Source organism: Halonatronum saccharophilum DSM 13868 (assembly GCF_000517025.1).
Classification (GTDB): Bacteria; Bacillota; Halanaerobiia; order Halobacteroidales; family Halobacteroidaceae; genus Halonatronum; species Halonatronum saccharophilum.
This window is the reverse complement of sequence record NZ_KI912092.1, coordinates 228,697-236,770: the sequence shown is the minus strand read 5'-3', so window position 1 is coordinate 236,770 and position 8,074 is coordinate 228,697. Positions and strand designations below refer to the sequence as shown.

8 protein-coding genes are annotated in these 8,074 nt (G+C 34.2%); all 8 read left to right on the top strand.

The genetic code is table 11. From position 1 onward, the window contains the following. Window positions 1-340: 340 nt before the first annotated feature. The gene (gene sigH / locus HALSAC_RS0103190; RefSeq protein WP_027339055.1) at window positions 341-1,009 is read left to right on the top strand and encodes an RNA polymerase sporulation sigma factor SigH; all 669 of its coding nucleotides are present in this window, start codon (window positions 341-343) and stop codon (window positions 1,007-1,009) included. A gap of 303 nt (window positions 1,010-1,312) precedes the next feature. Then, entirely contained in the window at window positions 1,313-3,154 is a 1,842-nt protein-coding gene (locus HALSAC_RS0103185) for an ATP-dependent helicase ComFA (RefSeq protein ID WP_027339054.1), read from the top strand. Between the two features lie 293 nt (window positions 3,155-3,447). Then, window positions 3,448-4,200 carry a ComF family protein gene (locus HALSAC_RS0103180; protein WP_211231288.1) on the top strand — a complete coding sequence of 251 codons (753 nt, stop codon included), beginning with the start codon at window positions 3,448-3,450 and terminating at the stop codon, window positions 4,198-4,200. 183 nt (window positions 4,201-4,383) lie between these two features. Next, on the top strand, window positions 4,384-4,794 hold the full coding sequence (locus HALSAC_RS0103175) for a flagellar protein (protein WP_027339052.1): 411 nt from the start codon (window positions 4,384-4,386) through the stop codon (window positions 4,792-4,794). Between the two features lie 289 nt (window positions 4,795-5,083). Next, window positions 5,084-5,368 (top strand): flagellar biosynthesis anti-sigma factor FlgM, encoded by a 285-nt coding sequence (gene flgM / locus HALSAC_RS0103170; RefSeq protein WP_027339051.1) that lies wholly within the window; start codon window positions 5,084-5,086, stop codon window positions 5,366-5,368. Between the two features lie 13 nt (window positions 5,369-5,381). After that, complete coding sequence (locus HALSAC_RS0103165) at window positions 5,382-5,846, top strand: flagellar protein FlgN (protein ID WP_027339050.1); 465 nt, start codon at window positions 5,382-5,384, stop codon at window positions 5,844-5,846. 110 nt (window positions 5,847-5,956) lie between these two features. Next, on the top strand, window positions 5,957-7,420 hold the full coding sequence (gene flgK, locus HALSAC_RS0103160; protein ID WP_035571194.1) for a flagellar hook-associated protein FlgK: 1,464 nt from the start codon (window positions 5,957-5,959) through the stop codon (window positions 7,418-7,420). Window positions 7,421-7,582: 162 nt separating this feature from the next. Further along, window positions 7,583-8,074 (top strand): flagellar hook-associated protein FlgL (gene flgL, locus HALSAC_RS14870; protein ID WP_084804287.1); only part of this gene is annotated, 492 nt, incomplete at its 3' end.

The window sequence follows — 8,074 nt, the reverse complement described above, 5'->3', positions numbered from 1 at the left end:
GCCAATCGGTTATGAGCCGATTGCTCTGACCAACTGAGCTACAGGTCCATAGTTTTTTCTCGAACAACATCTATTAGTATAACTAAAATGAATCTAAATGTCAATAGAATATTTGAATATTTTTTCTTTATTAAAGTAGTGATTTTTTATGTTCAAGGTTCTTTGGAATTGAGACCAAATGATATGGGGTTAAACTAAAATAGAGGTTTTAATTTCTTTTAAGATATAGACTTTTGATTATTGCTTGGGGTATCTTTTGACGAGAATGCTAAGACATGATATAATGATAGTGTTTATTAGGGTTTACGGGCCTAAAAACATCAAAGCAAGGTGGGATAAAATGGGTAGAGTTAGTAGCAAAAGCAAAAGTAAATATGATGAAATGACAGAGCATGATATAATAAGTTTAGCTCAAAATGGGGACAGGTCTGCAGAAAAATATCTGATAAATAATAATATTGATATTGTATATGCTAAATCTAAACTTTTTTATATTAAAGGGTTAGATAATGATGATGTAATTCAAGAAGGATTAGTAGGATTATATAAAGCAATTAGGGATTATAAGATTAAGCGTGAGGCGTCTTTTCGTGGTTTTGCTCATTTGTGCGTTAATAGGCAGTTAATTTCTGCCATAAAGACCGCTAATAGGCAGAAGCATATGCCACTTAATAACTCTACCTCTATTGATAAGAAGTTAACCTACTCTAAGGATGATGGAGGTAAGGGTCGGACTTTATTAGATATATTGCCCGATCAACACAATGACCCTGAGAAAAATTATGTAAATAGAGAATTAGTTAAAGAAGTTAGCTATCATTTAAAGAAGATGCTAACTAAGTTAGAGTGGTTGGTTTTTAATAAGTATATTGAAGGAAAATCTTATAAAGAGATCTCTGATGAGATTGGTGGAAGTGTTAAGACTGTAGACAATGCTTTACAAAGAGCTAGGAGAAAGATTGATGAATTAAAGGAAAAGTTAGAAAGTGAGCTTAACGAGGATTATTAAACAAATAACTTAAATAAGTTTTATAACATACATAAGAAAGTGGAGCCATAGGCGAAAGCCTGTGGTTTTTTGTTTTGTAGAAGTTTATTGTAGAGACCAACTTATGTGGATATGACCTTTATGGTTTTCACCAAGGGTCTAAAGAGGTCTGCAGGTTGGCCCTAAAGGTAAATACCAGGCAGGACTATATCTTTAGCTCTATAATTAAGTAATCAAAACCCATACTTAATTACCATTAATTGACAACTAAAACAGAAGGGTGTATAATTTACATATGTAAAAATATGTAAAAGGGGTGGAGGTATGGAGGCTAATAAGCCACTTGTTTATATTTTAGCTGATGAATATAGATATATTATAGGTCTATCTACTAGGGTAGATATGGAGGTTGCCTTTCATTTAAATAAAGGTGTTATCAAGGAAGATGAATATTCTCTGTTTATAGTTGCAGAATTTATTAATTGGGGGATAGGGGATTATATATATAATGAGATTACAGAAGATCAAGAGAAGATTAGAATGAATTTTGACTCTGATGGATTTTCTTTAGGGAAATTTTTCTCTTTGTTTTGGGAGGTAGATCCTTTAGGTGGTTTGATACAGACAAAACTGCGTAAGATTAAAAGTGTGGTTAGAAGAGAAGGGATTGAAAAAGGCGTAAAAATAAAAGGTTTAGAGGTTGAAAATATAGGAAGAATTAGATTTCCTGATCCAGTAGAATGGAAGCAGGTTTATAGTCTTTTGCAAGGTAGGGTGTTATATTTTTCTGAAGTTAGGGACTTATTGCGTCAAAATCATATCGTAGTAAGGGATTTGAATTCTATCCTTATATATTTAAAGCTGTTGGGTAAATTAGAGATTATACCTGCTATAAGAAAAAGTGGCGAGCAAATTAAATGCGAAAGGTGTGGAAGTGAAGAGAAGCTAGTTGAGATGGAGTGTAATAGCTGTGGGGAATTGGATTATTACTGTCAAGATTGTATTTTAATGGGAGAAGCAAGGCTGTGTCGACCTTTATATAGGTGTTCAAGCTCTTCTTTTAATAGAGGCTTAAAGCTGGTTACTCCCCGGTTGAAGTTTGATTTAACTACTTTGCAGGCAAGAATATCTAATGGGCTGGTTGGATTTTTAGATGGAAATTTAGAGGAGGCTTTAGTCTGGGCGGTGTGTGGAGCAGGTAAGACAGAAGTTGTATTTGCTGCAATTGCAGATGTTTTAAGTCGTGGTGGGAGAGTTTTATTTGCTATTCCTAGAAGGGATGTGGTTGTTGAACTCGCTCAAAGGTTACAAGCGTCATTTCCAGATGTTAGAATCAAAGCTTTATATGGAGGAAGTAAGTCTAAATATAAAGATTGTGATTTAATAATTGCTACTACCCATCAGGTGATGAGATTTTATCGGGCTTTTGATTTAATAATTTTAGATGAGGTTGATGCTTTTCCTTATAAGGGGAGTAAGACCTTAAGAAGGGCTATTAACTTAGCTAAGAAGGATAAGGGAAAAATAATTTATATGACTGCTACACCTACAGAAGATGAATTCATTAGATTAGATAAAGGGGAGATGAAGCTACTTAAATTATCTGCTCGCTATCACCGTCACCCCTTACCTGAACCTATGCTAATTGAAAGTGAGATTGATTATAATAGAGGTGATGGCAGGCTTTTGTTAGCTGAAGATATAGTTGAAAAGATTAAATTATCGGTAGAAGGCGAGTTGGCCCAAGTTTTTGTCTTTGTCCCAAGTAGAGAGCTGGTAGAAGTGGTAGTAGAAAGGTTAAAGGATTATTTTCCTGAAGGTGATGGATTAAGCTGGGTAAGGGGAAGCCATTCCAAGGATAAACTCAGAGAGGAGAAGAGAGAGGCATTTTTGGCAGGAGATTATCCAATTTTAGTCTCTACTACTATTATGGAACGGGGTGTAACAGTAGAGAAGGCTAATGTATTTGTTCTCTTTGCCCATTGGGAGTGGGTCTTTAGTGAGGGAGTTCTAATACAGATGGCCGGTAGGGCTGGGAGGTCTTTGAAGTATCCAGAGGGTAAGGTTTTTTTTATTGGAAGTGAGATAAGTTCAGAGATGCGAGCTGCTAAAGAGAGGATAAGGGCTTTAAATGAAGAATCGCGTCAAAAAGGGTATATCAATTGATAGTTGATAATTGATAGTTGATAATTAAGGTCAAGAGCAGAGAATAGATAAGAGTTAAGAGCAGTGTACAATTGACAGTTGAAAATTGATAATTGATAGTTGAAATCCAAAAATAAAGAATAGAGAATAGAGGGGTCTTTGAAATTGAGATTCCATGAGGGATTTATTATTTTTATAAACCGGATGGTTAAGAGCAGTGTACAGTTGGCAGTGTAGAATTTACAGTTAAGATCAAGGGATAAGAAAGAACAGCAGTAGGGGCAGATCTCTTTGCTTGATCTTTATATAAATTTGTGTGCAAAAAGGTGGTGTTTGAGATATTAAAAATGTTATGGGAAGGGTTACTGAATCTCTTTTATCCAGAAGGAGTTAGTTGTTCAATCTGTGGTGATGAGATTGGTGATGTTGAGATTGATCTTTGCAAGAATTGTATTGGGGAGATAGAGTTTATAAAGGATTCTTTTTGTGAAAAATGCGGAAAAATATTAAGTGACGCTAATAAAAGTTTATGTAGCGATTGTAGAAGAAAAGATCATTATTTTGTAAAGGGGAGATCGGTTGGAGTCTATGAAAAAGGTCTTAAGGAGTATATCTATCTCTTTAAATATAATAGATATAGAAACTTAGCAGCTCCTTTGGGGGATTTGATGGGGATATATATAGATAGATTCTTTTCTAGACGAGATTTTGATCTGATTACATATATACCAAGTCATCAAGAAAGGATTAGAGAGCGAGGCTTTAATCAAGCTAGATTGTTGGCCAACAGAGTAGGCGAGAGGTTGAATTTAGAATCCAAAGGCTTACTTAAAAGAAGATCGGAGACTATTAAGCAAAGTAAGTTGGCCCGGGCTGAGAGGATAGAGAATATAAAAGGAAAGTTCATTTTAAAAGATGGTATTTTAGTTAAGGACAAATCAATATTATTAGTCGATGATATCTATACTACTGGTGCAACTGTCAATGAAGCCAGTAAAGTCTTCTTAGATAAAGGTGCTGATAAAATACAGGTAATTACTTTAGCTACAGGACGGGATGTAGAGTAATAAAAAAGGATAATTGCTAAAGTTGTCGAAGTATAATAATTAAGTGGCACTATTGTGCCGTTAGCTACTTGCTACTAGCTATTAGCTAAATCTTCTCTACATAAAAGTATGTTTTGAAGTTTTTTTCGCTAAAAGCCAGTAGCTAGAAACTAGAAGCTGATAAAGTGTTAAGGAGGGGATAGGATGGGGTTGAAGAAGTGTAAGTTATGTAAGAAGGTTTTTGCTCCTACTTCAAGTGTCAATAAAATATGCCCTAAATGTTTAAAGGAAGAAGAGGAACAGTTTAAAGTTGTTAAGGACTATTTATGGGATAACCCAGGTTCTACAATTAAAGTGATAAGTAAAGAAACTGGGGTAAATGAAAAAATAATTCAGAAGTTTGTTAGAGAAGGGCGATTTCTTCAAATAAGTGGGTTGTCCATTAAGGTGGAATGTGAGAGGTGTGGAGCGCCTATTCAAAGTGGTAGATTCTGTAATGGTTGCGTAGATAAATTAAGATCAGGGATGTCTAAAATAAAAGAGAGTGAAGATAAAGAAGAGCTTGAAAGAGAAAAGGGCAAGATGTATACTAAAGGTAGAATTATGAGGAAATAGGGAGTATTTCAGAGATTTAAGCTAGTATAATTGACTATAAGTCAGTTAAACTTGTTTAAATCTCTTTTTGTTTATAATTAGGAGTTTAATTATTACCATAATTTGATCGATAAATTTAATGTAATTGAGATTTTTTAGTTACTAGTTATTAGCTTCTGGCTTTTGGCTAGAAACCAATAACTAGTGGCTAAAAGTTATACTTTAGAAAAATAGATTTTAATTTTGATCTTTAGCTAAATGCTAGTAACTAGAAGCTAGCAGCTAAACATTTGAAAGGCAGGTGATAGTCATGAAGATTGATGGTATTGGAAGGCCTAGAGCAATTAAGAATTATATAAATAATGCTAATAATAATAGTAAAGCCGAAAAGAAAGGGAAGAAGGATAGGGTATCTTTGTCTGAACAGGCCCTTTTGATACAGAAGGCCAAAGAGTTTGCAAGTGAGCCTTCAGAGGAGAGACAAGAAATAATTACTAGCTTAAAGGGCCAACTAAAAGCAGGAGATTACAATGTTGATGGAGAAGATATAGCTAATAGTATCTTAGATAATATATTTTCAAATAATTTAGATTAGAGGAGTGTTCTCTATGAATAGTATAGATATAGCGAAATTGATAGATATATTAGAAGCAGAGATTTCTCTTTACCAAAAGCTTTATGAGTTAGGTGAGGAGAAAAAGGATAGCTTGTTGGCCCGGGATATAGGTAGCTTAGAAGATATAACTAAAGAAGAAGAAGGTTTATTAGTAAAAGTTGAAAGATTAGAGAAGGGTCGCCAAGGTATTAGTGGTGATATTTCCCTTACCCAATTATTAAATCAAGTTAAGGGAGAAGAGAGGACTACTTTAAAAGAGTTACAAAGGGATTTGGTAGTGTTAATGGATAAGTTTATTGATTTAAATGATCTTAATAATAAACTAATTAAAGATTCCTTGCAGTTGACCAACTTTAACTTAAATCTTTTAAATAGTGGCCCGCAGGGTACTTATGGTAAAAAAGGGGAAGTTAATGATGGTGAGAGAAGGAATATGATTATAAATAAGAAAGCGTAGGTTAGTTACTGATTATTAGCTTATAGCTATTAGCTGAAGAATGTTTGTATTATCTTTGCTAGTAACTATTAGCTAGAGACTAAAAGCTAATAACGGATGGAGGGAATAAAATGGCATCTACTTTTGGAGGAATTGAGTTAGCAAAAAGGACTTTACAGACTCAACAGAAGTCCTTAACAGTAACAGGTCATAATATTGCAAATGCTAATACTGAGGGTTATTCTCGGCAGAGGGCGGTTCAAAGTGCAACCACTCCTCATGCCAAACCTAGTTTATATAATAGCACGGGTGCAGGGCAGATTGGAACTGGTGTTCATGTTAAGAAGGTTGAGAGGGCAAGAGATCAGTTTATAGATTCGAGAATCAGGGCTGAAAACCATGCTTTAGGTGAATGGGATATGAAGCATACTAACCTTAAAGAGATAGAAGCAATTTTTAATGATTTAGATGAGGCTGGAATGGTTAACAACCTTAATCAGTTTTGGGATAGTTTTCAAGAATTAAATAATAATCCTGAGAGTATGGCAGTAAGAGAAACTGTAGTACAACAAACTATCACTTTAACTACACAGATGAATCATTTTGATAATTCTTTAATGGAGTTACATGATAATTTAAGTTTTGAGATTGAAGGTAGGATTAATGAATTTAATTCTTTAACCTCTAGAATTGCTAGTTTAAATGATCAAATTAAGGCTGTAGAAAGTGATTCTAATAAGAATGCTAATGACCTTATGGATGAAAGGGATTTACTTTTAGATAGATTATCGGAATTAGCTGATGTCGATATAAGAATAGACGATACAAACCAAGCTAATATAAGTTTAAATGGTATTAATGTAGTTCAAGGTAAATTTGCTCAAGAGCTGGAAGTTAATAATACTTCTAGTAAGCAAGAAGTGGAATATGGGGTTGATAGTGAAGGAAATGATATAGACTTCAATCATAGCTATGATATAGAAACTTCTTCTTTTAGTATTGGTGGGAATAATGTACAAATTAATAGTGGAGAGATTAAAGGTTTAATGGACGTACAAGATAGCACAATTGATTATAAACAAGATTTAGATATGATGGCTGTGCACTTGGCCCATGAAGTTAATAAAGCACATGAAAGTGGTTTTGATTTAAATGGTGATGAGGGAGTTGAATTTTTTGTCTTTGAGGATGATGTTCATACAGCAGGGCAAATTAGTATTAATCAAGATATCATAGATGATCCAGCATTAATTGCTGCTGCTTCTACTGCTGATGCTGGTCAAGGAGATGGTAGTAATGCTCTTAAGATTGCTAATTTAAAGGATAAAGGTGATACAATAGGGGGAACTACTTTCAATGATTTTTGGCAAAGGCAATCTAGTAATTTAGGAATAGAGATTGAACGAGCTGATAGGATGGAAGGAAACCAGAAAGTATTGGTAAATGACCTTAAGAGTAAGCGTGAAGAGGTATCAGGAGTTTCTTTGGATGAGGAGATGACAGAGATGGTTAAGTTCCAACATGCCTACAATGCTGCTGGAAGGGTTATAAGCAGGTTAGATGAGATGTTTAATACGTTGGTGAATAGTATATAGGGATAATTTTTAAATGTAGGGGGTGACCTGTGTGTCACCCTAGGTTATAAATTTAAACATTCGTACTAATGAAATAATGATTTAAAAGAATTAAACTCTTAAACTAAGAAGGCAGACACATAGGTCTGCCCCTACAAAAGGATGCATAAGGAGGTTATATAAATGTCGCGTGTTACAAATAATATGATGATTAATAATTTCAATAATAATTATAATAAAAACCAGGCTAATCTTAATAAATATATGAATCAATTATCTACTGGTAAGCAGTTTACTAAAGTTTCCGAGGATTCGTTAAAAGCTACTAAGGCTTTGCAGTTAAAGACAACAATTGAATTTAATGAACGTTATACTGAAAATATCAAAGATGGGAACGGGTGGTTAGCAGCTACTGATCAGGCTTTGGATGATTCAATTAACACTTTGAGAAAGTTAAGGGACTTAGGTGTACAAGGTGCTACGGGGTCTATAACCTCAGAGGATGCAAAACAGATTCAATCTGAGGTTGATCAATTACAAGATCATTTGGTGAATATAGGGAACACTGATTATGGTGGGCGTTATATCTTTAATGGTACTAGGACTTTAGATAAGCCTTATGTAAATGGAGGAAGTAACAACCCTGATGATTATTATGCTGAAGGTGATATTTCT